The organism is Streptomyces sp. NBC_00820, from assembly GCF_036347055.1.
Lineage (GTDB): Bacteria > Actinomycetota > Actinomycetes > Streptomycetales > Streptomycetaceae > Streptomyces.
This window is the reverse complement of the sequence record NZ_CP108882.1, coordinates 1846173-1872947: the sequence shown is the minus strand read 5'-3', so window position 1 is coordinate 1872947 and position 26775 is coordinate 1846173. Positions and strand designations below refer to the sequence as shown.

Genomic DNA, 26775 nt, shown 5'->3' with positions numbered 1-26775 from the left:
GCCTTCGCATGTCATCCGACACCCTCGCCAAGATCCCCGCCGCGCCCCCGGCGCCCGAGCGCGCGGACGCCCTGACGGTCGTCCCCCGGCGCCGGTTCGGGCAGTGGGCCGCCGCCGTCGTCGTCCTCGCGCTGCTCGCTCTCGCCGTCAACTCGGTCCTGCGCAACAGGGCGTTCCAGTGGGACGTCGTCGCCGACTACTTCACCTCGGACTCCGTGCTGCGCGGGCTGTGGCTCACGCTGTGGCTGACCGCGGTCGTCGTGGTCCTCGGCTTCGCCCTCGGCACCCTGCTCGCCACGTTCCGGCTCTCCGCCAACCCCGTTCTGCGGGCGGTCGGATGGGGCTACGTCTGGCTCTTCCGGTCGATCCCGATCCTGGTGCAGCTGCTGCTGTGGTTCAACATCGGGGCGCTGTACCCGCAGGTGCTGGGGGTCAGGACCGTCAACCTGCTGAGCCCGGTCGCCGTCGCCGTCATCGGCCTCACCCTGCACGAGGCCGCCTACGCCGCCGAGGTCGTCCGCAGCGGCATCCTCTCCGTCGACCGCGGACAGACCGAGGCCGCTCAGGCGCTCGGCCTGAGCCGGTGGCAGTGCTGGTGGCGGATCGTGCTCCCGCAGGCCATGCGTGCCATCGTCCCGCCGGCCGGGAACATGCTGATCGGCACCCTCAAGGGCACCTCGATCGTCAGCGTCATCGCCGTCAACGACCTGCTGTTCTCCACCCAGTTGATCTATCACCGCACCTACCAGGTGATCCCGCTGCTGATGGTCGCCACCCTCTGGTACACCCTCGTCACCTCGGTGCTCGGCGTCGGCCAGTACTACGTCGAGAAGTACTACGCGCGCGGGACGGAGTCCGCCCGATGAGACCGCAGCTGGTGATCGTGGGAGCCGGCCCGCGGGGGACCGGACTGATCGAACGGATCGCCGCCAACGCGCCGACGCTGTACGCCGGTTCGGGCCTCGACATCCATCTGGTCGACCCCCACCCACCGGGCGGCGGCCGCATCTGGCGCCAGGCGCAGTCGCCGCTGCTGTGGATGAACTCGCACGCCGAGGACGTCACCATGTTCACCGACGAGACGGTGCCCATGGACGGACCCGTGCGCGAGGGCCCCACCCTGCACGAGTGGGCCGGCCTGGACGGCCGCACCTTCGCCGACCGCCGGCTCCAGGGCCGCTATCTGCGCTGGTTCCACGAGCGGTCCCTCGCCGCACTGCCCCCGGGCATCACCGTTCACCACCACCCGCGCCGCGCCCTGCGGGTCAGCGGCCCGCGCGAGGGGCGCCAGCAGGTGTGGCTGGAGGGCCGCCCGCGTCCCCTCCCCGCCGACGCGGTCGTCCTCGCCCTCGGCCACCTCGACTCCGAACCCGAGCCCGAACAGGCCGAGTTGGCCGCCTACGCCCGCACACACGGCCTGGTCCACCTGCCGCCCGACTTCACCGCCGACAGCGACCTGTCCGTGCTCCGGCCCGGCGAACCCGTCCTCGTCCGCGGCTTCGGGCTCGCCTTCGTCGACCTGATGGTGCTGCTCACCGAGGGGCGGGGCGGCCGGTACGAGGGTGACGTCTACGTTCCCTCGGGCCGCGAGCCGGTGCTGTACGCGGGCTCGCGGCGCGGGGTGCCGTACCACGCGAAGATCGGCTACGACTGGACCGGCCCGCGTCCGCCGCTGCCCCGCTTCTTCGGGCCCGAGCAGGTGCGGGAGCTGTCGGCCGGGCGCGGGGGAGATGAATTCCGGCGCTCCATATGGCCGTTGGTGGAGAAGGAGCTGGGTTTCGCCCACTACCACCGGCTGTTCGACGCCCACCCCGGGCGTACGGCGATGAACTGGGCCGACTTCGAGGAGAAGTACGCGGCGGCGACCGGTCCCGCAGAGGTGGCGGCGCTCGTCTCGGCGGCCGTGCCCGACCCGGCCGACCGCCTCGACCTCGCCGCGCTCGACCGTCCCCTCGACGGGGTGCGCCATGCCTCGTACGAGGAGTTCCAGGAAGGGCTGCGCGGTCACATCGAGGCCGACCTGAGCCGTCGGCACGACCCCGGGCACAGCGCCGACCTGGGTGTCTTCCTCGGACTGCTCTCCGTCTACGGGCAGTTGGCGCGGCTCGGGGACATCGGCTCCTGGTGGCACGGCTTCTTCAGCTATCTGGCGTCCGGGCCGCCCGGGCCCCGGCTGCGGCAGATGCTCGCACTGTCCCGGGCCGGTCTGCTGAAGTTCGTCGGCGCCGGTATGACCGTCACGGCCGAGGACGGGGTGTTCCGGGCGGCCAGTCCCACGGTGCCGGGGTTCTCCGTCACGGCACGGGCTCTGGTCGAGGCCCGGCTGCCCGAACCCACCCTGGCGCGGGCGCGCGACGCCCTGCTGCGGGGGCTGCACGCCGACGGGGCCGTCGAGACGCCCGACGGGCTGCTGCGGGTCGACCCCGGCGACGGCCGCGTCCTCGACGGCGCCGGGCGCCCGCACCCGCGGCGCTTCGCGCTCGGCCCGTACACCGACGGCCGTACCCCCGGCGCCTTCACCCGGCCGCGCACCGGCGGGCCCGCGTTCCGGCAGAACGACGCCACTGCGCGGGCCGCGCTGGTACTCCTGCGGGATGTGGGTGGCTGTGCTGTGGCTTGAACTCCGGGGGGTGGGGTGTGGGGTGATCGGTGGGGTGGTGCGTGGGGTGGTGGGTGGTTCGGTGCGTGGGCCGGTTCGTGGTTCGGCCCCCGCGTGAAGGAAAGTGCTTCGTGTGGTGAAACAGAAAGGAACCGATCGCATGACGACGGACGCTCCCGATGAGTGGAAGCAGTGGCACGAACAGCGCGAGGCCGCGGTCTCGGCGCCCTACGGGCCGCTCGCGCTGACCGCCACCCACTGGACCGCGGACTATCCGGAGGGGCGACTTCCGGACATTCCGGGGCGCTGGGTGGCCGACGGTGACACGGTCGTGCTCACCGCGGCCGAGGTCGACGGACTCGCCCTGGACGGACGGCCCTTCACCGGGGTGGTCCGGCTCACCGCCGACAGCGGGCCGGAGGCCGGGGCACGCGTCGCGCTCGGCGAGAAGCGGCTGGTCGTCCTGATCCGCGAAGGCGTCTGGGGCGTACGCGTCTACGACCCCGCCGCCGAGGCCCGTCGCGCCTTCCGGGGCATCACCGCCACGCCGTACGACCCACGCTGGTCCGTGCCCGGCCGCTTCACCCCCTACGACACCCCGCGCACCGTACGGGTCGGCAACGCGGACGGGCGCGAGCGCGGTCTCGCCCTCTCCGGCGAGCTCGCCTTCCCCCTCGCCGGACACGAACGCACGCTCCAGGTCGCGCGGCAGGGCGACGGCCGGCTGTGGGCGGTCTTCGCCGACGCCACCAGCGGCGACACCAGCTTCCGCTTCCGGTTCCTGCACACGCCCGCGCCCGACGCCGACGGTCGTACCGTCGTCGACCTCAACCGTGCCCAACTGCCGCCCTGCGCCTTCGCCGACCACTTCGTCTGCCCCTTCCCGCCGCCCGGCAACCTGCTGGACGCCGCGGTCGAGGCAGGGGAGCGGGGGCTGGGCTGACGCCAGGGGTGGTGCGCCCGGGGCTCACAGGAGGTTCAAAGATTGACGGCCGAAAGGCACTCTTGTGCCGACCGGCCGTTCGGCCGAATACTCCCCCTCAGCGCTTGTCAGGGTCATGCGTGTCCGGAATCCGGTACAAGTCCCTGTCCCTGGCTGCGCCTCACGGGCCCCGACCCCACGCGGGCCCCCGACTTCCCCTGGGAGGGAACGAGTGAGGATCAAGCGCACCACTTCCCGCAGCAGCGTTGCCAGACGGACCCAGCTGATCGCCGTGGCCGCCGGCTTCCTGGCCGCGGCGGCATTCACCGTCCCCACCGCGAACGCCAGCACCACCCCCACGTTCAGCGCCAACCAGCTCACCACCGCCAGTGGTTCCGTGCTGAAGGCCGACATCCCCGGCACCGCCTGGGCCGTGGACGGCAAGAACAACCGCGTCGTCGTCACCGCCGACAGCACGGTCTCCCAGGCGGAGATCGCCAAGATCAAGCAGCAGGCGGGTGCCGACTCCGCCGCCCTGGTCATCAAGCGCACCCCAGGCACGTTCAAGAAGCTGATCTCCGGCGGCGACGCCATCTATGCGAGTAGCTGGCGCTGCTCCCTCGGCTTCAACGTCCAGGACTCCGCGGGCAACTACTACTTCCTGACCGCCGGTCACTGCACCGACGGCGCGGGCACCTGGTGGGCGGACTCCTCGCACGCGACCACGCTCGGCACCACCGCCGGTTCCTCCTTCCCGGGGAACGACTACGGCATCGTGCGGTACACCAACAGCTCCGTGACCAAGTCGGGCACGGTCGGCAGCCAGGACATCACCAGCGCGTCCACGCCCTCCGTCGGCACCGCCGTCACCCGCCGCGGCTCCACCACGGGCATCCACAGCGGCACCGTCCAGGCGCTCAACGCGACGGTCAACTACGGCGGCGGCGACATCGTCTCCGGACTCATCCAGACCAACGTCTGCGCCGAGCCCGGCGACTCCGGCGGCCCGCTGTACGGCGGCACCAGGGCCTACGGTCTGACCTCCGGCGGCAGCGGCAACTGCTCCTCCGGCGGGACGACCTTCTTCCAGCCGGTCACCGAGGCGCTGAGTGCCTACGGAGTCCACGTCTACTGACGGGGGTCTTCCGGGTTCCATTCGCTTCGCTTGTTCTGTTCGTTCCACCTGTTTCGTTCTGGTCTGGCTGGTCCGGCGGGTCTGGCTGGTCTGGCTGGTCCGGCTGGTTCGGCCGGTTCGGAATGTGGTGACGGCATCGTGCCCCCGTGCGCTCTCCTTCGCGTGCGGGGGCACTTGTCTGCCCTCGTTTTTCGGCCACAGGCCTTTGGCTCGTGGTGGGTTACCCGCTCGTAGTGTTTGCAGTGCGAATTTTGTGTGCGTCCTGGACACAACCTTGTGTGTCCCCTGTGCGGTTCGGAAGAGTGGGCGCCCGTCAACCAGCCTTCCGGCCCGTAGTCCCTGCTGTCTTCGGGTCGACCCCCCACAGGAGGACGTGAGTTGAAGCACCGACGCATACCCGGGCGGCGGGCCGCCCTGGCCGGCGCGGGAGTCGCCGCACTGATCGCCGCGGGTGTCACCTTCCAGAGTGCGAACGCCAGCGAACCCGCGAAGTCCGCTCCACAGCCGCAGCTTCTGTCCGCCCCCGCGGCCGGAAAGCTCGCCTCCACGCTCGTCCGTGACCTCGGTTCCGACGCGGCAGGCAGCTACTACGACGCCCGGGCGAAGAGGCTCGTCGTCAACGTGCTCGACGACGCCACCGCGCGTGTCGTCGAGGCGGCCGGCGCCCAGGCCAAGGTCGTCACGCACTCCCTCGTCGAACTCGACGGCGCGCGCTCGACGCTGAAGAAGGACGCCACCGTCCCCGGCACCTCGTGGGCGATCGACCCGGTCACGAACAAGGTCGTCGTCACCGCCGACAAGACCGTCTCCCCGGCCCAGTGGACCAAGCTCGGCACCGTGGTCGACGGGCTCGGTGGCAGAGCCGAACTCAAGCGGTCGAAGGGGGAGTTCAAGCCCTTCGTCGCCGGCGGCGACGCCATCACCGGGTCGGGCGGGCGCTGCTCGCTCGGCTTCAACGTGGTCAAGGGCGGCCAGCCGTACTTCCTGACCGCCGGGCACTGCACCCAGGCCATCTCCAGCTGGTCGGACTCCTCCGGGAACGTCATCGGGCAGAACGCTCAGTCCAGCTTCCCGGGCAATGACTTCGGGCTGGTCAAGTACGCCTCGGGCGTCGATCACCCGAGCGAGGTCGACCTGTACAACGGGTCCGCCCAGCAGATCACCGGCGCGGCCGAGGCCACGGTCGGGATGCGGGTCACCCGTAGCGGGTCGACCACCCAGGTGCACGACGGTGCGGTCACCGGTCTGAACGCCACCGTGAACTACTCGGAGGGCACGGTGAGCGGGCTGATCCAGACCGACGTGTGCGCCGAGCCCGGTGACAGTGGCGGGTCTCTGTTCTCGGGCAGCAGCGCCATCGGGCTGACCTCCGGTGGCAGCGGTGACTGCACCTCCGGCGGGGAGACCTTCTTCCAGCCGGTCACGGAGGCGCTGTCGGCCACCGGGGCTTCGATCGGCTGACGCTTCGTTCTTCGGGGGAGTTCCGTCCCGTCCCGTCTCGTGTGCGGGGCGGGACTTCCCTTTTTTGTGCCTGCGGCGGCCTGTGGCCATTTGTTGTGGTTCGGGTCGCGCCTTCGGTGCGTTCGGGGGGCGGGGACGGGGCGGGGGGTGTCCGTCCTCGGGCCGGCGTACTGGTTTCTCCGAAGGGGTCCGGTGTCGGCGCCGGCCTCTGCGGGCGGACACCCCCCGCCCCGTCCCCTGGTCGCCGCCCGCGACTGCGGGTCCGTTCGTGGTGTGCGGTTCGGTCGCCGGGTGGTCCGCCGCCCGCGACTGCGGCTCCGTTCGTGGTGTGGGGTTCGGTCGCCGGGTGGTCCGTCGTATGCGGTTGTGGCTGCGGGTTCGGTCGTGCCTGCGGGTTCGGTTGTGGTGCGGGTTCGTTCGGGGTGTGGGGTGGGGATGGGTGGGCGTTTTTGCAGGTGGGAGGGGGGGTGGGTTGGTGTCGTACGTGTGTTCGGGAATGGGGGTATGGTGGTTGGAACAGATGTTCGAGAGTCGGTCGGGGCTCACGAGTGCGGGAGGTGCGCGTGTCGGGCTTCGCGCATCTGCGCACCGTCTCCGGGTTCTCCCTGCGGTACGGCGCCTCGCACCCGGAGCGGCTGGCCGAGCGTGCCTCGGAGCGGGGCATGGACGCTCTCGCCCTCACCGACCGCGACACCCTCGCCGGCACGGTCCGCTTCGCCAAGGCCTGCGCCTCGGCGGGGGTCCGTCCGCTGTTCGGCGTGAACCTGGCGGTGGCTCCTTCCGTCCCGGCGGAGGCTGCCCGGGAGAGGCGTCGCGTTCCGGTGCGTGGCGGTGCCTTCGTCGACGAGTCGGCGCCCCGGGTGACCTTCCTCGCCCGGGACGGCGCCCGCGGGTGGGCCGGGCTGTGCCGGATCGTCACCGCGGCGCACGAGGCCGAGGGCGCTCCTCTGCTGTCCTGGGACCGCCATGAGGGGGACGGGCTGATCGTGCTGCTCGGCCCCGATTCCGATGTGGGGCGTTCCCTCGCGGCCGGGCGGCCCGATCGCGCCGCCGGGTTGCTCGGTCCCTGGCGGGAGGTCTACGGGGACGCGCTGCGGCTGGAGGCCGTCTGGCACGGCCGTCAGGGGACGGGAGCCGGGTCCTTGCGGCTGGCCGCCCGTACGGTCGGGTTCGCTGCCGAGCAGAGGGTCCGGCCTGTGCTCAGCAACGCCGTCCGGTACGCCGACCCGGGGCAGGGGCAGGTCGCCGATGTCCTGGACGCCGCCCGCCGGCTGGTGCCCATCGATCCGCGCAAGGAGCTGGACTCCGGTGAGGCGTGGCTGAAGGACGCGCAGGCCATGCTGCGGGTCGCCGAGCGGGTGGTGGAGGCGGCCGGGTACCGGCGGGACACCGCTCATCGGCTGCTGGAACAGACCCGGGTCACGGCCGCCGAATGCCTGGTCGACCCCGAGGACGACCTCGGTATCGGTGCCGTGCACTTCCCCGAGGCGCACCTGGTCGGTGCCGGGTCGCGTACCGCCCAGCGGGCGCTCGCCTCGCGGGCGGCCGCCGGGATGGTGCTGCGCGGCTACGGTGACCGCCGGGCGTACTGGGAGCGGATGCACCGCGAGCTGGACATCATCGCCCACCACGGCTTCGCCTCCTATTTCCTGACGGTCGCCCAGGTCGTCGACGACGTGCGGGGCATGGGGATCCGGGTGGCCGCCCGCGGGTCGGGTGCGGGCTCTCTCGTCAATCACCTGCTCGGCATCGCGCACGCCGATCCGGTCGAACACGGGTTGCTGATGGAGCGGTTCCTGTCCAAGGAGCGGGTCGCGCTGCCGGACATCGACATCGACGTGGAGTCCGCACGCCGGCTCGAGGTCTACCGGGCGATCATCGGGCGGTTCGGGACCGAGCGGGTGGCCACCGTCGCCATGCCCGAGACCTACCGGGTGCGGCACGCCATCCGCGATGTCGGGGCCGCCCTGTCCATGGACCCGGCCGAGATCGACCGCGTGGCCAAGTCCTTCCCGCACATCCGGGCGCGCGACGCCCGTGCGGCGCTGGAGGAACTGCCCGAGCTGAAGCGGCTCGCCGGGGAGCGGGAGAGGTACGGCAGGCTGTGGGAGCTGGTCGAGGCCCTCGACGCGCTGCCGCGCGGGGTCGCCATGCATCCGTGCGGGGTGCTGCTGTCCGACGCCTCGCTGCTCGCCCGTACGCCGGTGGTGCCGACCAGCGGTGAGGGGCTGCCCATGTCGCAGTTCGACAAGGAGGACGTGGAGGACCTCGGGCTGCTCAAACTGGACGTGCTGGGTGTGCGGATGCAGTCCGCCATGGCGCACGCCGTCGCCGAGGTCGAGCGGGCCACGGGGGAGCGGGTCGACCTGGACGCCCTGCCGCCGGGCGACGCCGCGACGTACCGGCTCATCCGGTCCGCCGAGACGCTGGGTTGTTTCCAGATCGAGTCGCCGGGACAGCGGGACCTGGTGGGGCGGCTCCAGCCGGCCGGTTTCCATGACCTGGTCGTCGACATCTCCCTGTTCCGGCCGGGACCGGTCGCCGCCGACATGGTGCGGCCGTTCATCGAGGCCCGGCACGGGCGCGCTCCCGTGCGGTATCCGCACCCGGACCTGGAGCGGGCGCTGAAGGACACCTACGGCGTCGTCGTCTTCCACGAGCAGGTCATCGACATCATCGCGATCATGACCGGCTGCGGGCGCGGGGAGGCGGACCAGGTCCGGCGCGGTCTGTCCGACCGCGAGACGCAGGGGCGGATCAAGGTCTGGTTCGCGCGGGCCGCGGAGGCCAACGGGTACGACGCGGAGACGGTCGGGAGGACCTGGGAGATCGTCGAGGCCTTCGGGTCGTACGGCTTCTGCAAGGCGCACGCGGTCGCCTTCGCCGTGCCCACCTATCAGTCGGCGTGGCTCAAGGCGCACCGTCCCGCCGCTTTCTACGCCGGGCTGCTCACGCACGACCCCGGGATGTACCCGAAGCGGCTGCTGCTGGCGGACGCGCGGCGGCGTGGGGTGCCGATCCTGCCGGTGGATGTCAATGTGTCGGGGGTCCGGCATCGGATCGAACTGGTGTCCGAGTCTGGGGTGTGGGGGCTACGGCTCGCGCTCTGCGACGTGTACGGCATCAGCGAGGGGGAGGCGCGGCGGATCGCCGACGGGCAGCCGTACTCCTCCTTGCTGGACTTCTGGGAGCGGGCGCGGCCGAGCCGGCCTCTCGCCGGGCGGCTCGCGCAGGTGGGCGCGCTGGACGCCTTCGGCGCCAACCGGCGTGATCTGCAACTGCATCTGGCCGAGCTGCACCGGGGCGGGCGGGGTGGCGGTGGTGGTCAACTGCCGCTCGCCGGGGGGCGGAAGACCGCCTCGGCCGGGCTGCCGGACCTGTCGTCCGCCGAGCGGCTCAGCGCCGAGCTGGGTGTGCTGTCCATGGACACCTCGCGCAATCTGATGGACGACCACCGGGAGTTCCTCGACGAGCTGGGCGTCGTGCCGGCGCGCCGGCTGCGCGAGGCCCGGCACGGGGAGACGGTGCTCGTCGCGGGCGCCAAGGCGGCCACCCAGACGCCGCCGATCCGGTCCGGCAAGCGGGTCATCTTCAGCACGCTGGACGACGGCACCGGCCTGGTCGACCTCGCCTTCTTCGACGACTCGCACGACGCCTGCGCGCACACCGTCTTCCACTCCTGGCTGCTGCTGGTGCGTGGAGTGGTGCAGCGGCGCGGTCCGCGCAGCCTGAGCGTGGTGGGATCCGCCGTCTGGAATCTCGCCGAACTCGTCGAACTGCGGGCGGAGGGCGGCCTGGACGAGGTGGCCGCCCGGCTGGCCGCGACCGGTGCGGAGGGGGCGGGCCCGGATGCGACGGGTGGGCGGCGGATCCATCTGCCGACCGGATACGACATGCACCCGTGGGCCGATCTGCGGCCCGCGGGGCAGGGGGCCGAGCAAGGGCCCGTCGCGGTGAGGAAGTTGTGGCACCAGAGTCCGGGGAGTGCGGGATGACCATCCTCTGTGTACGTTTCCAGCTGCCGCCCATGTACGAGGCCGCCCTGCCCGGGCTGCTCGGGCTGCTGGAGGAGTTCACCCCTGTCGTCGAGGCGCTGCCGCCCGACGGCGCGCTGGCCGATCTGCGGGGCGCCGAACGGTACTTCGGGCGTGACGCGATGCAACTGGCCTCGGTGATCCGGGTCCGCGCCCTCGCGCGGTATGGCGTCGACTGCGCGATCGGCGCCGGTCCCGGTCCGATGCTGGCCCGCGTGGCGCTGCGCGCCGCCCGCCCCGGGGTGACCTGCGTCGTCCCCGAAGACCCTGACGCCATCGCGGAGTTCCTCGTCGGCCGGCCTGTTTCCGTCCTTCCCGGCGTCGGCACGGCCACCGCCCGCGTCCTGTGCGAGTACGGCCTGGACACCCTGGGTCGCGTCGCCGCCGCGCCACTGTCCACACTCCAGCGGCTGATCGGCGCGAAGGCGGGCCGTGAGCTGCGCGAGAGGGCGATCGGTGTCGACCGGGGCCACGTCGTCCCGAACGCCGTCTCGCGCTCGTCGGCCGTCGAACGGTCCTTCGGCATGGACGAGTTGGACCCCGGACGGCACCGCAGGGCACTGCTGTCCGCCGCCTGGGAACTGGGCGTCCGGCTGCGCGCGGAGGAGAAGGTCTGCCGCACCCTTACCCTCACCGTGCGCTACGCCGACCGTTCCGCCACGACCCGCAGCCGCACCCTCCCGGAACCGTCCGCCCACTCGGCGGCCCTCGCGAAGGCCGCCTACGGCATGTACGAGACGCTCGGCCTCCAGCGCGCCCGGGTCCGCGGTGTCGCCCTGCGCGCCGAGGGTCTGGCCTCCGCAGGCCAGGCCTCCTACCAGCTCACCCTCGATCCCGCGGACGAGAAGATCCGCCGCATCGAGGAGGTCGCCGACCGCGCACGGGCGAAGTTCGGCCCACGCGCGGTCGTGCCGGGAACGCTGGCGGCGTAACTCTGCCCCCTGGAATGTCAGTTGGCCCATGGGGGCGTGATGCGGGTGCCGTCCGCCAGTTCCGCCTCCAGGCCGATGGACGTGGTGACCCAGGAGAGCGCGGTGTGGTCCGTCGGGTTCTCGACGGACAGGGTCGCGCCGGGGTTGATGATCACCGTGTCGCCGGCGGAGACGCGCAGGCCGTGGCCGTCGAGGGTGATCAGCAGTTCACCGACGAGCAGGTGGAAGATCTCCTCACGGTTGACGGTGTGGGCGGGGGCCTTCGTCCCGGGCGGGATCTCGCCCCGCCACGCGCACAGTTCCTTGCTGCCGGTGAGCGGGGTGGCGTACGAGACGAAGCGGGCGCCGTGGATCTCGTGGGTCACGGCTTCGTGGGAGCGGACGACTGGCACGGTGATCTCCGTTCAAGTGGTCAAGCTGCTTGACTGTATGGTCAAGGTGATTGACCAGTTGGTCAAGAGTGTTTCAATGCTCCCGTGCAGAAATCCGAAGCCATGGCCCTGTCCGCCGCCCTGCTTGCCGCCGCGGGTGACCTCACGCAGCGCATCCATGACGGTGTGGTGGCCCGGGGGTTCACGGACCTCCGGCCGGCCCACGGCTTCGCCTTCGCCCGGCTCGCCCCGGAGGGCGCCACCGTCACCGACCTCGCCACCCACCTCGGGGTCACCAAGCAGGCCGCGAGTCAGCTGGTCGACGAGATCGTGCGCAAGGGGTACGCCGAGCGGCGGCCGCATCCCGGGGACGCGCGGGCCCGGCTGGTCGTCCTCACCGGGCGGGGCCGGGAGTGTACCCGGGCGGCGGAAGAGGCGGCGGCCGACGTCGTGGGGGACTGGGTCGCGCTGTTGGGGGAGGGTGAAGTGCGCGCGTTGCGGGAGGGTTTGCTGCGGATCGCACCCTATGGTCCGATCAGGCCCACCTGGTGATGATCTTTCAGGTCACCTCAGGATTCCGGCCATTACCGGAAGTTTTTACTGACGCGTAACTTCACACGTCAGCTACTCGCCCGTAACTTGACGAGTGAACAGCATCCTCGTGATCCGGATCACAGGGTTAGGCCCCCACCTCCCTTGAGCCGCAAGGAGATCACCCGATGCTGCCCTGGAAACGAGTGCTCAGACCGCTCGTCGCGCTGGCCCTCACGGCCGCCGTCGCAGCCGTGCCCGCCGCCACCGCTGAGGCGGCGGCCGCCGCTCCCAGCACCGGCTGGAACGACTACTCCTGCAAGCCGTCCGCCGCCCACCCCCGCCCCGTGGTCCTCGTCCACGGAACCCTGGGCAACTCCGTCGACAACTGGCTGTCCCTCGCCCCCTACCTGGAGGACCGCGGCTACTGCGTCTTCTCCCTCGACTACGGCCAACTCCCCGGCGTCCCCCTCTTCTACGGCCTCGGTCCCATCGACAAGTCGGCCCAGCAGCTGTCCGACTTCGTCAACAAGGTGCTCACCGCGACCGGAGCCGCCAAGGCCGACCTCGTCGGCCACTCCCAGGGCGGCATGATGCCGCGCTACTACCTGAAGTTCCTCGGCGGTGCGGCCAAGGTGAACGCTCTCGTCGGCCTCGCCCCCGACAACCACGGCGCCACCCTGAGCGGCCTGACCAACCTGCTGCCGTACTTCCCCGGCGCCGAGGATCTGATCAAGTCCACCACCCCGGGTCTCGCCGACCAGCTCCCCGGATCCGCCTTCCTCACCAAACTCAACGCGGGCGGAGACACCGTCCCCGGAGTGCACTACACGGTCATCGCCACGCAGTACGACGAGGTGGCCACCCCCTGGCGCAGCCAGTTCCTGACCGGCTCCGACGTCCGTAACGTCTCGCTCCAGGACCTGTGCTCGCTCGACCTGTCCGAGCACCTGGCGATCGCCCTGATCGACCGCATCGCCTTCCACGAGGTCGTCAACGCCCTCGACCCCGCCCACGCCACGACCACCAGCTGCGCGTCCGTCTTCAGCTGACCGCCGGCGGGGCCTGCCCGGCCTGAGCCGCCGGACAGGCCCCGCTGGGCGCCGGTTCCCGTGGGGGTGATCAGCGAACAGTCACCAGGAAACCGCGAAAACGCCTGCGCGCAGCGGCTGGAGACGATCTTTATGGTCGCCTTAAGGTCCTGCTCAGCCTGCGCTCAGGTCAGTAGCGTGTGTGACATGAACATCGAGAGCGCTGAGAGCGCTGAGAGCGCTGAGAGCGCCGGGAGTGCCGGACAGGCGGTGGTCCGCGTCGCCGTCGCGGCCGACGTGCCGGCCGTACGGGCCGTGACCGACGCGGCCTACCAGCCCTATGTCGAGCGCATCGGCGTGGTGCCGCAGCCGATGGAGGCCGACCACGCGGCCGACGTCGCCGCGGGCAGGGTGTTCGTCACCGGAGACCCCGTCGTCGGACTGGTGGTGATCGAGGCGTTCACCGACCACCTCTTCCTGGACAGCATCGCCGTCCACCCCGACGTCCACGGCACCGGCGTCGGGCGGCGGCTGCTGCGCTTCGTCGACGAACGGGCGCGGGCGCTGGGTCTCGGTGAGGTCCGGCTCTACACGAACGCGATGATGTGGGAGAACCAGAAGATCTACCCGAAGTACGGCTACGAGGTCGTGGAACGCCGTACCGACGGCCCCTACGACCGGATCCACTACCGGAAGTCGCTGGACTGACCGTCGCCGGCGAGGCGGTGGGCATGCCCACCGGCCGGCTTTTCGAGGCGGCCGGCGGGCTCCGGGAGCCTCAGGCCACCAGGGACTCGAAGCCGTCCTCGCGGGCCAGCGCCTCCAGGTGGTCCAGGGCCGCCACGGCGGCGGACGCCGCCTGCGGGTCCCTCTCCGCCAGCCCGCTCTCGGCGAACTCGTCCTCGTCCAGGCGCCGTACGTCCTCGCCGTCGGCGGAGCGCCACAGGTCCAGGTCGAGGTCCTCGACGACCAGTTCGGTGCCGGACAGGGTGGCCGGCCGGGTGATGTCGCAGTACCAGCCCTTGAGGGTGCCGTCCCCGGCGCGGACCTCCTTCACCGCGTACCAGCGGTCCCGCCAGTAGTACTCGGTGAACACGTCACCCGGCTCGAAGCGGACGAAGCCGAAGTCACGGACGCCCTCGCCCGCCCACGGGGCGCGGACGGCGAGCCGGTTGCCGTCGTCGCCGAGCAGTTCCGCCGCGTAACGGATCTTCGTACGGCCCGCCTTGACGAGGACGACGTCCACCTGGACGCCGGATTCAGCCGAGTTCACGGACATAGCGCACCTCCGTCGCACAGATGTCGTATCCGAGCCACTTGTTGATCGCGATCATAGGGTCGTTGCCGGCGTCGTTGCCCGTGAAGGCCTCGGTGACACCGGCCTCGCGGGCCCGGTACAGGGAGTGGATCTTGGCGAGCTTGGCCAGGCCGCGGCCGCGACAGGCGCGGGCGGTACCGGTCATCGAGGTGGAGTAGTGGGTGGCGTCGTCCGTGAAGGCCAGGCTGAAGGCGACCGGACGGCCGTCGACCACGGCGGCCACGGTCAGCTCGCGGTTCAGGAGGGGATGCCGCCAGGTCTGCTCGATCCAGGCGTCGTAGTCCGTGAACTCGTAGTCGATCTCGCCGGGCTCGTCCGACACGGTCTCCGCGTCCAGCTCGAACAACGGCCGCGGGTCGTCCGCGAAGTCGGCGGCGGTGCGCAGTTCGACACCCGGCGGGGTCTCGGGTAGAGGGGGCAGGGTGCCGTTCGCGAGGTCCAGGCGGAGGAAGTGGGCGGGGCGGCCCCGGGTGTAACCGTGCCGCTCGGCGAAGGCCCGGTTGCCGGGCTCGTCGAGCAGCCAGGTGTACACCCTGGTCGCGCCGACGGCGGCCAGGTGCTCCTCGCCGGCCCTGACCAGCAGCTCACCTGCGCCGCGACGGGTCCGGTCCGGGCGTACGTAGACGTTCAGGTACCCCTGGCCCGGTTCCGTGCTGTCGTGCGCGAGGGCGACCTGGGCGGTGCCGATCACCTCGCCGTCCTCCTCCGCGACGAGCGAGCGGAAGTGGGCGTCGGGGTGGCTGCGGGTGAGGAGGTGCCGGACCGAGTCCGGGGTGAACAGGATGTAGGGCAGGGCGAGGCGGCGGACGCGGGTGAAGCCCTCGGGATCGGCCGGGGTGTCGAGGCGCAGGTCGCGCACGATCACTGTCATGGGCAGGCACCGTACGGGCCGGACGGGCCGGAGTGCCTCTCATTTTCCGTCGGCTGCGGGACAATCGGCCTTGTGAGCCTGAAGATCCAGATCGATGACAGCGCGCCGCCCTACGAGCAGGTGCGTACGCAGATTTCCGAGCAGGCGCGATCGGGGGTGCTGCCGGTGGGCTACCGGCTGCCCACCGTGCGCGGGCTGGCCGAGTCGCTGGGGCTCGCGGTGAACACGGTGGCCAAGGCGTACCGGGCACTGGAGGGGGACGGGGTGATCGAGACGCGCGGCCGCCACGGCACGTACGTGGCCGCCGCCGGTTCGGCCGCCGAACGCGAGGCCTCGACGGCCGCCCAGACCTACGCGGAGCGCGCGCGGCGGCTCGGCCTGACGGAGGCGGAGGCACTGGCCACCGTCCGGGACGCTCTGCGAGCGGCGTACGGGGAGTAGGGGCTGCGGGTGCCGCGGTGTACGGGGAGCAAGGGCGGCGATGGGCGCGGTGTACGGGGACCAGGAGGGGCGGTGGGAGGCGGGGCCTAGGAAGGTCGTGGCTCCCGTCCGATCGGCTCCGGAACCCGTGCCACCGGCAGGCCCGCCCGCCCCGCCGTCTCGCCGAAGGCCACCGCGTCCCGCACCGCCGCCCCGCGTGCGTCGTTGTTGAAGTAGGCGTACACGTCGGCGCCCTCGGGCCAGGTGGTCGCGATGCGGTCGGCCCAGGTCGCCAGGGCGCGGGTGCCGTAGCGCGGGCGGGGCCGGGCGCGGCCCTCGTGGAAGCGGACGTATCCCCAGTCGGTGGTGCGCCACAGCGGGGTGACCGGGCGGGACCGGACGTCCGCCCAGCACAGGGCGGCGCCCCGGGACGTCAGGACCTCACGGGTCGCCGGGGTCCACCAGGAGTCGTGGCGGGGCTCCACCGCGACCCGCGTGCCCGGCGGGAAGCAGGCCAGGCAGGCGTCCAGCAGGGGTGGGTCCGCGGGCAGGGACGGCGGGAGCTGGAGGAGGATCGGGCCGAGGTGGTCACCGAGGCCCGCCGCATGGGTCATCAGACGGTGGACCGGCTCCTCGGGGTCCTGCAGCCGCTTGACGTGTGTGAGGTAGCGGCTCGCCTTCACCGCCATCACGAAGCCGTCGGGCAGGCGGCTTTGCCAGGACTCGAAGTTCTCCCGCGTCGGCAGCCGGTAGAACGCGTTGTTCAGCTCCACCGTGGCGAAGTGCCGCGCGTACTCCTCCAGCCACAGCCGCATCGGGCATCCGGCGGGGTAGAGAACGCCCCGCCAGGACTTGTACTGCCACCCCGACGTGCCGACGAGCAGGGTCATATCCCCATCAAAGCACGCGTGGATCATGCTCACAGCTCACAGCCGGTGTTCGCGGCCGCCGCTCGCCGCTACGGACCCGGTCTCGGGCCCGTGCTCACAGGTACAGCCCCGCGTCCGCCTCGCCGCGCGCCCCCGGCACCGCCGTCGGCGCCGTGCCCCGGCGCAGGGCGTACAGCTCGGCCAGCGTCGAGCCCTCGCGGCCCAGGCCCTCCTCCGTGCCCAGCCAGTCCACCGCCTCCCCGCGGGTCAGCGGGCCCACCTCGATGCGGGCCAGGCAGCGGCCGGGGCGGACCACCGCGGGGTGCAGCCGCTCCAGGTCCTCGTTGGTGGTGACGCCGACCAGGACGTTGCGGCCCTGGCCGAGCAGGCCGTCGGTGAGGTTGAGCAGCCGGGACAGGGCCTGGCCCGCGGTGTGCTTGGCCTCGCCGCGGATCAGTTCGTCGCAGTCCTCCAGCAGGAGCAGCCGCCAGCGGCCCTTGCCCGGGCCGTCCTCCTCGCCGATCGCGATGTCCATGAGATAGCCGACGTCGGAGAAGAGCCGCTCGGGGTCCAGCACGCAGTCCACCTGGCACCAGTCGCGCCAGGACCGGGCGAGGGTGCGCAGCGCGGAGGTCTTCCCGGTCCCGGGCGGGCCGTGCAGCAGGAGCAGCCGGCCGGCGATGTCCTCCGGTGTCGTCTTCATCAGGCGGTCCATCGCCTCGGCCACCGGCGCCGTGTAGTTGGACCGGACGTCGTCCCAGGTGCCCGCCGAGATCTGGCGGGTGGTGCGGTGCGGGCCGCGCCGCGGGGAGACGTACCAGAAACCCATGGTCACGTTCTCCGGCTGCGGTTCCGGTTCGTCGGTGGCGCCGTCCGTGGCCCGGTCCAGGACCTGCTTGGCCAGTTCGGCGGTGGTCGCCGTCACCGTGACGTCCGCGCCCCGGTTCCAGCGGGAGACCAGCAGGGTCCAGCCGTCGCCCTCGGCGAGGGTCGCGCTGCGGTCGTCGTCCCGGGCGACCCGCAGCACCCGGGCGCCCTCGGGCAGCAGGGTCGCGCCGGAGCGCACCCGGTCGATGTTGGCCGCGTGCGAGTACGGCTGCTCGCCCGTCGCGAAGCGACCGAGGAACAGCGCGTCGACGACATCGGAGGGCGAGTCGGAGTCGTCGACGTTGAGCCTGATCGGCAGAGCGTCGTGTGGGTTCGCAGACATGCCGCCATGATCCGGCACGGACGCACTCCGCGCACGGCATTTCCGCCCCTTCTTCCGGGTGTTGTCCGGGTGTTGCCAAGACCTCCCCCCGCCCGCGCCGCGCGGATACTGTGGTCCTCGATGGGACGTCATGAGTGGTATACGGGGGCTCGGCGGTGGCGGCTCACCGCCCTGCTCGGGGTGGGCGCGATCGCGCTGGCCCTGGTGGTGACCCTGATCGGCACGCTGCCGGGGACGGACACGGGCACCGACGGCACCACGCGTCAGGGCGACCAGGTGCACGGCACGCCCGCCACGCCCGCGCAGCGCCCGGACCCGTCCGTGGGCTGGGGCTTCACCCATACCCAGTACAGCGCCGACCAGGGCAGCGGCGCGGCCGGTGAGCGCGTCGAGGGGCTGCTGGCGAAGAGCGGCGGCCTGCCGCAGGACCAGGCCCTCATGGGCTGGGGCGCCGACAATCCCGAGCCGGTGAAGGGGCATTACGACTTCGGTGCGATGGACCGCCGTATCGACTTCATCCGTAAGTCGGGCGGCACCCCCGTGGTCACGCTGTGCTGCTCGCCGGACTGGATGAAGGGCGGCCGGGCCGGCGTCGGCAACACCGACTGGAGCCAGTCGGCCCTGGAGACCGCGCCGACCCCGGACCACTACCAGGACTTCGCCGACCTCGCGGCCACCGTCGCCCGGCGCTATCCCGACGTACGGCACTTCGTCGTCTGGAACGAGTTCAAGGGCTTCTGGAACAACGCCAAGGGCCGCTGGGACTACGAGGGCTACACGGCGATGTACAACCTCGTCCACAAGGCGCTCAAGAAGGTCGACCCGGGCATCATGGTCGGCGGCCCCTACCTCGTCATGGACAGCGTCGACCCGCGCCAGGACGACGCCTCCACCGAACTGCGGGGGGCCTGGGGCGCCATGGACCAGCGGGTCCTCGACGCCTTCGGCTACTGGAACACCCACAAGGCGGGCGCCGACTTCGTGGTCGTCGACGGCTCCAGCTACACCAACGACGACGAGCTGCTGCCCGACGAGTTCGCGGCCACCGGCAAGCTGACCGCGGTGAGCGAGTGGGTGCGGTCGCAGACCCACGACCTGCCCCTGTGGTGGGCGGAGTACTACGTCGAGCCCGCCGACGGCAACGACGACCGCAAGGGCTGGTCCGAGGCCCACCGGCGCGCCGTGCACGCCACCGCGCTGATCGCCATGGTCAAGGGCGGCGCCGACTCCGGCTTCTACTGGAACCCGGAGGAGGAGAAGGGACGCGACTGCCCGGGCTGCCTGTGGACGCCGACCGGCAGCACCGGCGGGGGCGAACCACTGCCCATGTACGACCTGGTGTCCCGGTTCGGCAAGGCCTTCCCGCCGGGCACCCGGTACGAGAACGTGTCCGTCGCCCCGGACGACGTACCCAACGTGCGGGTCCTGGCGAGCGGCACCACGCTGATGGTGGTGAACACCCTCGACCGGCCGATCACCGCCCAGGTCGACGGGAAGCGGTTCACGATGGGCGCGTACGAGGTGAAGTGGCTCGACCGCCGTGACGGCTGAGGAGCCACCCCGCCCCCGTCACTTCATGGTCAGGAACCGCTGCACCAGCGAGGCGAGGAACACCGCGAGCAGCGGCAGCGAGAACCAGAACCCGCCCTGCAGCCGACGCAGCCGGCGCACACTCGGCGGCTCCGCGACACGGACCAGCTCACGCGCGGTGAGCAGCAGGATCAGCGCGACGGCGGCCAGAGCGCCCACCACCGACCACGGGGTCCACGTCACCTGCGGCCCGATCGGCCCCGGATCCGCCTGCGGCACCGCGCCCGCCGGCCGCGCACGCATCGTGTACACGGAGACGTCGTCGTTGACCAGGACCTTCGTCAGCTCCTGCCGGTCGTCCAGGTTGCGGATCAGCCGCGACTCCCAGCTCGTCGGGTAACCCGCGTCCAGCCGCAGATAGGTGGCCTGACTCTCGTTGACCATCAGATACGAGTTCGGGCCCGCGTCCTTGAGCGCCTTGACCAGGCCCGACACCAGCACCGGGTCGACCGGCGCCTGCGTCGGCAGGTAGTCCACCCGCTCCATGTCCCGCGCGCCCCACGGCAGCGCCGGGGTCACGTCGTTCACCGTGTCGTTGCTCAGCCACAGCAGGCGTACGGTCGGCTTGTCGTGGGCGTACACCCAGTTCATCGCCGCGACCTCGCCGGGCCGGACCCGCTCGAACGGCTCGTTGCCCCACCGGGCCACCAGGAAGCCGCCCATGAGCAGCAGCCCGGCGAGCAGCGCGGCCAGCGGGGCGAGGCTCGCCCGGTCCCGCTCCCGCTCCTTCGCGGTGACGCCGGTGCGCGGGAAAAGGGCGAGCGCGCCGAGCAGGGCCGCGCCCGGCAGCGCGAACATGAAGACGCGCAGCGCCATCTCGCCGCCGTACGACTGCATGCCGAAGCCCAGGAACGGCACGAAGGCGAGCACCAGCAGCGAGCGCTCGCGGTACTTGTTCTCCCGCCGGCGCCACCAGCCCCAGCAGGCGAACGCCATCACCGAGCCGGCCAGCAGCACCCGGGTGTACAGGACCAGCTTGTGGGTCGAACTGCCGCCCTGGATACGGCCGGAGACGGAGGTCGAGACATTGCTGCCGACCCCGCCGACCCCGCCGAAGAGATCGTCGAAGTGCCCGGACCAGTACGGCTCCGCCATGAACCCGACCCAGGCCGCGACCACGACCGCGAACAGCAGTGGCAGGCCGCGCAGTTCGGACCGGCGCAGCAGGACCAGGACCGCGAGGACGCCCAGCATCACGAACGGCGTGAGCTGGTGGGCCGGGACGGATGCCGCGAAGAGACCGGTCAGCACCAGCAGCAGCACGGCCCGCTGACGCCGGCCGGTGGGTTCCACCTCGGCCTCGCCGGGGCGGAACCTGCTCCAGATCACGTGCGGGGCACGGAACCAGACCAGCAGGATCGCCACGAAGGCGAGGTACAGCAGATACGTGAAGCCCTGCGGGGAGAAGTAGTCCTGGCCGACCCAGCCGCACAGCACGAAGAGCCACACGCCGGTCCACTTGGCTCGCCAGCTCGCCCGCAGGGAGCGGGTCAGCAGGAACATCGGTGCCAGATAGGCCAGTTGGATCGCGGTCGGCCACCAGCGGATGATCTCCGTGAAGTCGGTGACACCGCACGTCCGGCCGACGAACGCGGCCACCGCGAAGAAGCCTGGCCAGCTCCAGCGGGCGTCCAGGTCCGGTACGGCGGACCCGGTGCGGTCGATGTAGTCGATGAAGCCGAGGTGCTGCCAGGCCGTCGGGAACCGGGGCTCGGTCTCGATGACGGCGGGCAGCGCATGCAGGGACACCACGGTCGCCAGCAGCGTGATCAGCAGCAGCGCCCGGTGCTCGCGGCGCAGCCAGAGCAGCGAGGCGAACACCGTGATCAGCAGCGCGGCCCCGACCAGCGTCGGCAACGGCAGCACGGAGACCAGCCCGAGGCCGCCCATCCGGTCCAGGTCCGCGTCGCCGAGGCGCAGCGCGGGCACCCAGTACAGCAGCAGCGCGGCGATCAGCAGGCAGCCGAGGACGACTCCGGAACGGGTCGGCGTCCGGCGGGTACGCGCGGGGGAGACCGGCCCGCCGGGTACGGTCCCGTCCTCCGGCGTGGCGGCGGGCGCGCGTCGTTCCTTCCCGGCCGTCGCGGGCCCGGCTTCCTCGAAGGGCGCGTCGACCTCCTTCGCGGCGGCCCCCGCGTCGACTTCGGCCGCGGCGTCGATCTCGGTTGCGGCTCCGGCTCCGGTTGCGGCTCCGGCTCCGACGCCGGTTCCGGCTTCAGTGCCGAAGCCGGTGCCGATTCCGGCGCCGATTCCGTTGCGGGCCTCCGTGCCGGCCCTCGGTGACGGCAGGCCCGGGCTCGTGGACGCCTCCGTGCCCGGCTCCGGCTGTTCGGCGGGCAGTCGCCGCAGGGGTGTGCCGGTGGGCGGTGTGCCGGGTCCGGGGCGTACGTCCGGCCGGCGTTCGACGTGGTCGAAGTCGACGGGGATGCCGAGCGCGAGGGTGTCGTTGTCCAGCGCCCAGGACGGACCGCGCCGGCGCGCCGACGGGCCGGACGGCTTCTCGCGCGCCCCGAGGTCGGCGAGGTCTCCGTCCGGTGCCACCGCCCGGGGAACGTCGGCGGGGACGGACCGGATCGTCTTCCACAGCTTCGGCGCGGCGATCGCCACGATCACCGCGAGGCTGGAGATCTCGGCGACGCCCGCGCCGGTCAGCCCCATCCGGGGCAGGAGCAGCAGGGTCAGGCCGAGCACCAGCACGCACAACAGGCCCTGGAGCCAGGCGAGTCCGGCCGTACGACTCTGTGCGCGCAGCACCGCGAAGTGCGTCTCCATGACGACCCTCAGCACCGCGCCGACCGCGAACCAGCGCAGCAGCGGGGTCGCCGCGTCCGCGTAGCCCGCGCCGAACACGCCCAGGATCCAGGGCGCGCCGATGAACAGCACGGCCGCGATCGGCAGCATGATCCGGGCCATCCGCTTCAGCGCGGCCCGGGTGTCGGCGGCCAGCCGTCCCGGTTCGTGCGAGCCCTCCACGGTCAGGGAGGCGCCCATGTTGATGGCGAGCAGGTTGGTCGTGCCGCCGATGGTGGTGGTGATGTAGAAGTAGGCGTTGTCCTCGGAGCTGACCTGCGAGGCGATGATCACCGGGACGAGGTAGACCACGGCGAGGGAGAACAGCGAGCCGGTGTAGTCCCCGGCGAGGAACCTGCCGATCTCCCGGACCGTCGGCGGCTTGGTGTGGCCCGCGGTCGCCCGGACGTGCCGGGGCACCAGCCGCCGGAACACCAGCCAGCCCAGCGGCACCACCGAGGTGGCGATCGCGGCGACCCAGGACACGAAGACACCGGTGGCCGGGATGGCCACGGCGAACGCGACCAGCAGCCCCAGCTTCACCGCCGAGAACACGGTGTTGCCGACCGGCACCCAGGGCGCGTTGCGCAGTCCGGTCAGCACGCCGTCCTGGAGGGTGAGCAGGCTCCACGCGACGACGGCCGCGACGAACCCGAGCCCGTTGAGCGGCCCGTGCAGGAACCGGTACGACGGCCCCCACGCGTTCAGCGTCAGCAGGAAGCCCCCCGCCGCCAGCGCCACGACCAGTGAACTGCAGGCGTAGGTACCGAAGATGAGGCGGCCGGTGCGCCGTCCGGCCACCGGTATGAAGCGGGCCAGGGCGCCGGTCAGGGTCACCGCGGTCAGCCCGGCGAGCAGTTTCATCGCGGCGATGGCGGCCGAGCCCTGCCCGACCGCCGACTCGGAGTAGTAACGCGCCGCGGCCAGCCAGAAGCCGAGTCCGAGGACGGCGGAGATGCCGGTGTTGAGCATCAGCGCGTAGGCGTTGCGGAACAGCTGGCTGCCGCCCGGCCGGCCCATGCCGGGCAGGCGGAGGCGGCGCCCCGGCCGGTCGGCCGTCTCGGGCTCGGGCGTCGCGGCCTCGGTTGCGGTGGTCGTGTCAGACACGGGAACGGATGGCCTTCCGGCGGACCTGGCGGGTTCTGCGGACGAGGGCGTACCCCTTGGTGAGGGCACGGTCCCTGGCGAAGGTGCGGGTGATCGCGCGGCCTCGCAGCAGCCGCTCGAACTCCTCGACGCCCGTGGTGCGGCGGACGGTGACCCGCTGCAGGGTGTACGGCCCCTGCCGCCGGCGGGCGAGCCCGTTGCCGACGGCGAGCGCCTGGCCGTACCCCGCCGACCGTACGGCCTGGCGGACCCGGCGGCTGGAGTAGCCGTACGGGTAGGCGAACGACACCGGGCGCGTGCCGAGTTCACCGGTCAGGATCTCGGTGCTCCGCGTCAGCTCCGCCTCCAGCGCGACGTCGTCGAGCTGGTCGAGCTGCGGGTGGGTGTGGCTGTGTCCACCGATCTCGACGCCGGAGCCCGCGAGTTCACGCGTCTGCGGCCAGTCGAGCATGGTGTCCAGGCCGCCCCCTGTGTCGTGGGAGCCCCTGAGCCAGCCGGTGGAGACGAACAGCGTGGCCGGGAAGCCGTGTTTGGCGAGCACCGGCAGGGCGTGCCGGTGGACGCCCTCGTAGCCGTCGTCGAAGGTGATCAGTACCGGCCGGGCGGGCAGCGGCCGTCCGGAGCGCCAGCGCGCCGCCAGCTCGGCGGTGGTGACCGGGGTCATGCCCAGGTCGCCGATGAGCGCCATCTGCTCGGCGAACGCCTCCGGGGCGACCGAGAGGACCCGGGTGGCGTCGTTGGGCGCGGTGGCGACCGCGTGGTACATGAGAATCGGTACGGCCGCGCTGTTCATGCCCCCGCCTCCTCGGCCTCGGCGCCGCGCACCGCGGCGCGCTCCGTCGGGTCCCCCGCGGGCTCCCGCCCCGGGCCGTCCGGGGCCGTCGACGCCCCGATCGGCGCCACGGTGAACTCCGTCGTGCCGCGCCGTGCCCGCACGGTCCCCACCACGTAACCGCCGGCCGCCGTCAGCACCCCCGCGACGATCGCGCCCGCGCGGCCCGCGCCACCGGGGCGGGCGAGCAGCGCGTCGCGCAGGCCGCGCGCCACGCCCGCGGGCAGCACCCGGGTGGCGTACCGGCGCTCGGACTCAAGTCCCTTGTCGGCGCCGACACTTCGGGCGACCAGGGCCTTGGACAGGCCCTCGGCGTAGGCCCGGGTACGGAAGTAGGCGAAGTGCTCGCGGGGTGCGGGCACGCGGTGGTGGATCACCGCGCGGTCGTCGATCAGCAGTACGGCGTCGGGACGGGCGCGGGTGAGGCGGATGCACAGCTCCGTCTCCTCGCAGCCCAGCGGGCGCCGGTCGCCGTCGCGGCCGATGCCGGTCGCGAAGCCGCCCGCCACCTCGAACGCCGTACGGCGGAAGGAGGCGTTGCCGCCCAGGACGTTGCGGACCCGGACCCGGCCGGGCGGCAGGCCCCGGTACGTGCAGCCCACCACCCAGTCGAACTCCTCGGGGAACCAGACGGGCCGCCGGCCCGACGCCCAGATCGGCTCCGTACGGCCGCCGACCGCCATCACGCGCGGGTCGGCGTACCCCTCGGCGAAGCGGCGCAGCCAGTGCCGTTCGGCCACGGCGTCGTCGTCCAGGAAGGCGATCACCTCGCCGCGGGAGGCGGCGATGCCGGTGTTGCGGCCCGCGGACAGACCGCGCGGGCCGGCGTTGGGCAGCACCCGGACGTCGGCCCCCTCCTTGTGTTCCCGCGCCAGCCGCTCCAGCAGGGCGGGGTTGTGGTCGACGACCAGGAGCGTCTCCAGTGCCGGGTAGGACTGCGCGCGCACCGAGGAGACCGCCGCGAGGATGTCCTCCCAGCGGTCCTCGGTGTACACACAGATCACGACGGAGATGCCGGGATCTCTCAAGACACCTCTCCCCGCCCGGTGTTCAGCAGCCGTGCCTGGCGGATGCGGCGGCGCAGGGCGCGCCGGTTGGAACGCTCCCCGAGGATCACCCTCAGCACCCGCAGCCCGTCGCGCACGGCCCGCAGGTTGCTCGTGCCGTGGATGCGCAGGTACTCGTGGCTGGGGATCTCCTGCACCTTCAGCCCGGCCTTGACCACTCTGATGTTCATCAGGGTCTCGACCTCGAAGCCGGTGCAGTCGAGGTCGATCTTGTCGAGGCAGTGCCGCCAGAACGCGTTGTAGCCGTAGCACAGGTCGGTGTAGCGGGCGCCGAACTTGCGGTTGACGACCGTGCACAGAGCCCAGTTGCCGAGCTTGCGGATGAAGGTCATGTCGTCGGTGCCGCCGCCGTTGGCGAAGCGTGAGCCCTTGGCGAAGTCGGCGCCGGAGACCAGCGCGGAGACGTACGACACGATCTCGTTGCCGTCGGCCGAGCCGTCGGCGTCGACCATCACGATGATGTCGCCGCTGCACGCCTCGAACCCGGTGATCAGGGCATCCCCCTTGCCCTTGCCCTGCTGCTCGACGACCTTCACGTCCGGCCACAGGGAGCGGGCCACTTCGACGGTGTCGTCGGCGGAGTTGCCGTCCACCAGCACCACTTCGTGGATCCAGGGCGGCAGCGTCTTGAAGACGTAGGGCAGGTTCTCGGCCTCGTTCATGGCGGGGATCACCACGCTCACCGGCGGAGTGATCGCGAGATGCGAGGAGATCGGCCGGTAGTGGGCGGCGATCGACGGATCCTTGCCCGAACTGGGCGGGCGCAGAACTGAACTCATGACTGTGGTCGGTCCCTCTCGTCCGGTGGACCGCCCGCCCCTGGGCGGCCCGGCTATGTGTCCGGTTCGAAAGGGGGGTTCTCGTCCTGGGCGCGGCGGATCGCTCTCCGTACCCGAGGACGAGCTGGCAAAGCTGGCCGGGCTGCCGGGAAAAGAAGGCAGCCGGTCGCGCGGCACGGCTCGGTCACATGGTGCGGTCACCGAGCACGGCACCCCCCTACCGCGCCCCGCGCCGGAACGTCACGGCCCTGAGCCCTCCCCTGAACCGTGTGCTGACGGACCGATGCGGGTGAGATGTACGACGGTATTGACGATTGAAGCAGAATGGCAAGACCTGGAACGGGTCTCACGATTTTGTTGGTTTGGCCGTTACACAACTTTGGCCTGGGTTCTTCACTCTTGCGGGTGTTTCTTCGAACTGAATTTCCCCCGCGCGAGGAAGCCGGCGAGCAGGAGCAGGCTGAGCACGGTCACCGCGAGCACTCCGCCGCGGACCGACCAGCGGTGCACGGCCAGCATGCCCTGGGCGACCAGCATGTCCAGGGCGACCGCGCCCGCAAGTGCGCCGACCGCCCGACCGAACGGATCCAGTCCGCGCAGGGCCGCGGCGATCGCGACCGCCGGCGTGGCGAGCAGGAAGAACAGGGCGAACGGACCGCGCAGCGGCCAGTCGGAGTCGGTGAGCGCGAGCAGCGCACCGGCTGCGCCGACGGCCGTCGCGGCCCCCGCGAGCAGCGGTGACAGGTTCCTCCCCGGACCCGGCCGCACTCGCCCGGCGTCGTCGTCGGCGCCGTCTCGTGAAGGTGTCTTGATACGTAAGGTCTGCATTGGCGACTTTGCCCCCCGACGCGCCGGATGCCGGGCTTCAATGTGGCCCACCCGCGCACGGGCCGTCAAGACGGCCCT

The 26775-nt window shown here is 71.9% G+C and carries 22 protein-coding genes; 12 read left to right on the top strand and 10 right to left on the bottom strand.

What is annotated here, in order from left to right; genetic code table 11:
- Positions 1-8 precede the first annotated feature (8 nt).
- The 7 genes from OIB37_RS08595 (at position 9) to OIB37_RS08565 (ending at position 11083) form a co-directional block, all read left to right on the top strand.
- On the top strand, positions 9-866 hold the full coding sequence (locus OIB37_RS08595) for an amino acid ABC transporter permease (protein WP_330456936.1): 858 nt from the start codon (positions 9-11) through the stop codon (positions 864-866).
- Entirely contained in the window at positions 863-2620 is a 1758-nt protein-coding gene (locus OIB37_RS08590; protein ID WP_330456935.1) for an FAD/NAD(P)-binding protein, read from the top strand. Before OIB37_RS08595 ends, OIB37_RS08590 begins: the two co-directional genes overlap by 4 nt.
- 139 nt (positions 2621-2759) lie before the next feature.
- Entirely contained in the window at positions 2760-3542 is a 783-nt protein-coding gene (locus OIB37_RS08585; protein WP_330456934.1) for a DUF1684 domain-containing protein, read from the top strand.
- Between the two features lie 211 nt (positions 3543-3753).
- Positions 3754-4656, top strand: a complete 903-nt coding sequence (locus tag OIB37_RS08580; protein WP_330456933.1) for a S1 family peptidase — start codon at positions 3754-3756, stop codon at positions 4654-4656.
- A 378-nt stretch (positions 4657-5034) separates the two neighbouring features.
- A complete protein-coding gene (locus tag OIB37_RS08575; RefSeq protein WP_330456932.1) occupies positions 5035-6117 on the top strand; it encodes a S1 family peptidase in 1083 nt (360 codons plus the stop codon).
- A 563-nt stretch (positions 6118-6680) separates the two neighbouring features.
- Entirely contained in the window at positions 6681-10112 is a 3432-nt protein-coding gene (locus OIB37_RS08570) for a DNA polymerase III subunit alpha (protein WP_330456931.1), read from the top strand.
- Entirely contained in the window at positions 10109-11083 is a 975-nt protein-coding gene (locus tag OIB37_RS08565; protein ID WP_330456930.1) for a DNA polymerase Y family protein, read from the top strand. Before OIB37_RS08570 ends, OIB37_RS08565 begins: the two co-directional genes overlap by 4 nt.
- A gap of 17 nt (positions 11084-11100) precedes the next feature.
- Here the strand turns inward: OIB37_RS08565 and OIB37_RS08560 are convergent, their stop codons facing one another.
- A complete protein-coding gene (locus OIB37_RS08560) occupies positions 11101-11475 on the bottom strand; it encodes a cupin domain-containing protein (RefSeq protein WP_330456929.1) in 375 nt (124 codons plus the stop codon).
- Between the two features lie 84 nt (positions 11476-11559).
- Between OIB37_RS08560 and OIB37_RS08555 the strand changes: the two genes are divergently transcribed.
- The 3 genes from OIB37_RS08555 to OIB37_RS08545 all read left to right on the top strand — a co-directional run bounded on the left by OIB37_RS08555 (position 11560) and on the right by OIB37_RS08545 (position 13724).
- Entirely contained in the window at positions 11560-12006 is a 447-nt protein-coding gene (locus OIB37_RS08555) for a MarR family winged helix-turn-helix transcriptional regulator (RefSeq protein WP_330456928.1), read from the top strand.
- A 167-nt stretch (positions 12007-12173) separates the two neighbouring features.
- A complete protein-coding gene (locus OIB37_RS08550) occupies positions 12174-13037 on the top strand; it encodes an esterase/lipase family protein (protein ID WP_330456927.1) in 864 nt (287 codons plus the stop codon).
- A 186-nt stretch (positions 13038-13223) separates the two neighbouring features.
- Positions 13224-13724 (top strand): GNAT family N-acetyltransferase, encoded by a 501-nt coding sequence (locus tag OIB37_RS08545; protein WP_330456926.1) that lies wholly within the window; start codon positions 13224-13226, stop codon positions 13722-13724.
- A gap of 70 nt (positions 13725-13794) precedes the next feature.
- On the opposite strand, the gene OIB37_RS08540 is transcribed toward OIB37_RS08545, so the two are convergent.
- Positions 13795-14295, bottom strand: coding sequence for a DUF402 domain-containing protein (locus OIB37_RS08540; RefSeq protein WP_330456925.1), 501 nt, complete (start codon positions 14293-14295; stop codon positions 13795-13797).
- Entirely contained in the window at positions 14276-15205 is a 930-nt protein-coding gene (locus OIB37_RS08535) for a GNAT family N-acetyltransferase (RefSeq protein ID WP_330456924.1), read from the bottom strand. The genes OIB37_RS08540 and OIB37_RS08535 overlap by 20 nt, the downstream gene beginning before the upstream one ends.
- A gap of 72 nt (positions 15206-15277) precedes the next feature.
- Here OIB37_RS08535 and OIB37_RS08530 point away from each other — a divergent pair, with 72 nt between their 5' ends.
- The gene (locus OIB37_RS08530) at positions 15278-15646 is read left to right on the top strand and encodes a GntR family transcriptional regulator (protein ID WP_330456923.1); all 369 of its coding nucleotides are present in this window, start codon (positions 15278-15280) and stop codon (positions 15644-15646) included.
- 86 nt (positions 15647-15732) lie between these two features.
- Here the strand turns inward: OIB37_RS08530 and OIB37_RS08525 are convergent, their stop codons facing one another.
- Positions 15733-16515 carry a DUF72 domain-containing protein gene (locus tag OIB37_RS08525; protein ID WP_330456922.1) on the bottom strand — a complete coding sequence of 261 codons (783 nt, stop codon included), beginning with the start codon at positions 16513-16515 and terminating at the stop codon, positions 15733-15735.
- Positions 16516-16609: 94 nt separating this feature from the next.
- A complete protein-coding gene (locus OIB37_RS08520; RefSeq protein WP_330456921.1) occupies positions 16610-17704 on the bottom strand; it encodes a DUF5925 domain-containing protein in 1095 nt (364 codons plus the stop codon).
- Positions 17705-17824: 120 nt separating this feature from the next.
- Between OIB37_RS08520 and OIB37_RS08515 the strand changes: the two genes are divergently transcribed.
- Complete coding sequence (locus OIB37_RS08515; RefSeq protein WP_330456920.1) at positions 17825-19255, top strand: GH39 family glycosyl hydrolase; 1431 nt, start codon at positions 17825-17827, stop codon at positions 19253-19255.
- A gap of 18 nt (positions 19256-19273) precedes the next feature.
- On the opposite strand, the gene OIB37_RS08510 is transcribed toward OIB37_RS08515, so the two are convergent.
- From OIB37_RS08510 to OIB37_RS08490, 5 genes are all read right to left on the bottom strand, one after another.
- Entirely contained in the window at positions 19274-23191 is a 3918-nt protein-coding gene (locus tag OIB37_RS08510) for a lipopolysaccharide biosynthesis protein (protein WP_330456919.1), read from the bottom strand.
- Complete coding sequence (locus OIB37_RS08505; protein ID WP_330456918.1) at positions 23184-23984, bottom strand: polysaccharide deacetylase family protein; 801 nt, start codon at positions 23982-23984, stop codon at positions 23184-23186. The genes OIB37_RS08510 and OIB37_RS08505 overlap by 8 nt, the downstream gene beginning before the upstream one ends.
- Positions 23981-25051, bottom strand: a complete 1071-nt coding sequence (locus OIB37_RS08500) for a glycosyltransferase family 2 protein (RefSeq protein WP_330456917.1) — start codon at positions 25049-25051, stop codon at positions 23981-23983. Before OIB37_RS08500 ends, OIB37_RS08505 begins: the two co-directional genes overlap by 4 nt.
- Complete coding sequence (locus OIB37_RS08495) at positions 25048-25869, bottom strand: glycosyltransferase family 2 protein (RefSeq protein ID WP_330456916.1); 822 nt, start codon at positions 25867-25869, stop codon at positions 25048-25050. Before OIB37_RS08495 ends, OIB37_RS08500 begins: the two co-directional genes overlap by 4 nt.
- Positions 25870-26262: 393 nt before the next feature.
- On the bottom strand, positions 26263-26697 hold the full coding sequence (locus tag OIB37_RS08490) for a hypothetical protein (protein WP_330456915.1): 435 nt from the start codon (positions 26695-26697) through the stop codon (positions 26263-26265).
- Positions 26698-26775: the final 78 nt, after the last annotated feature.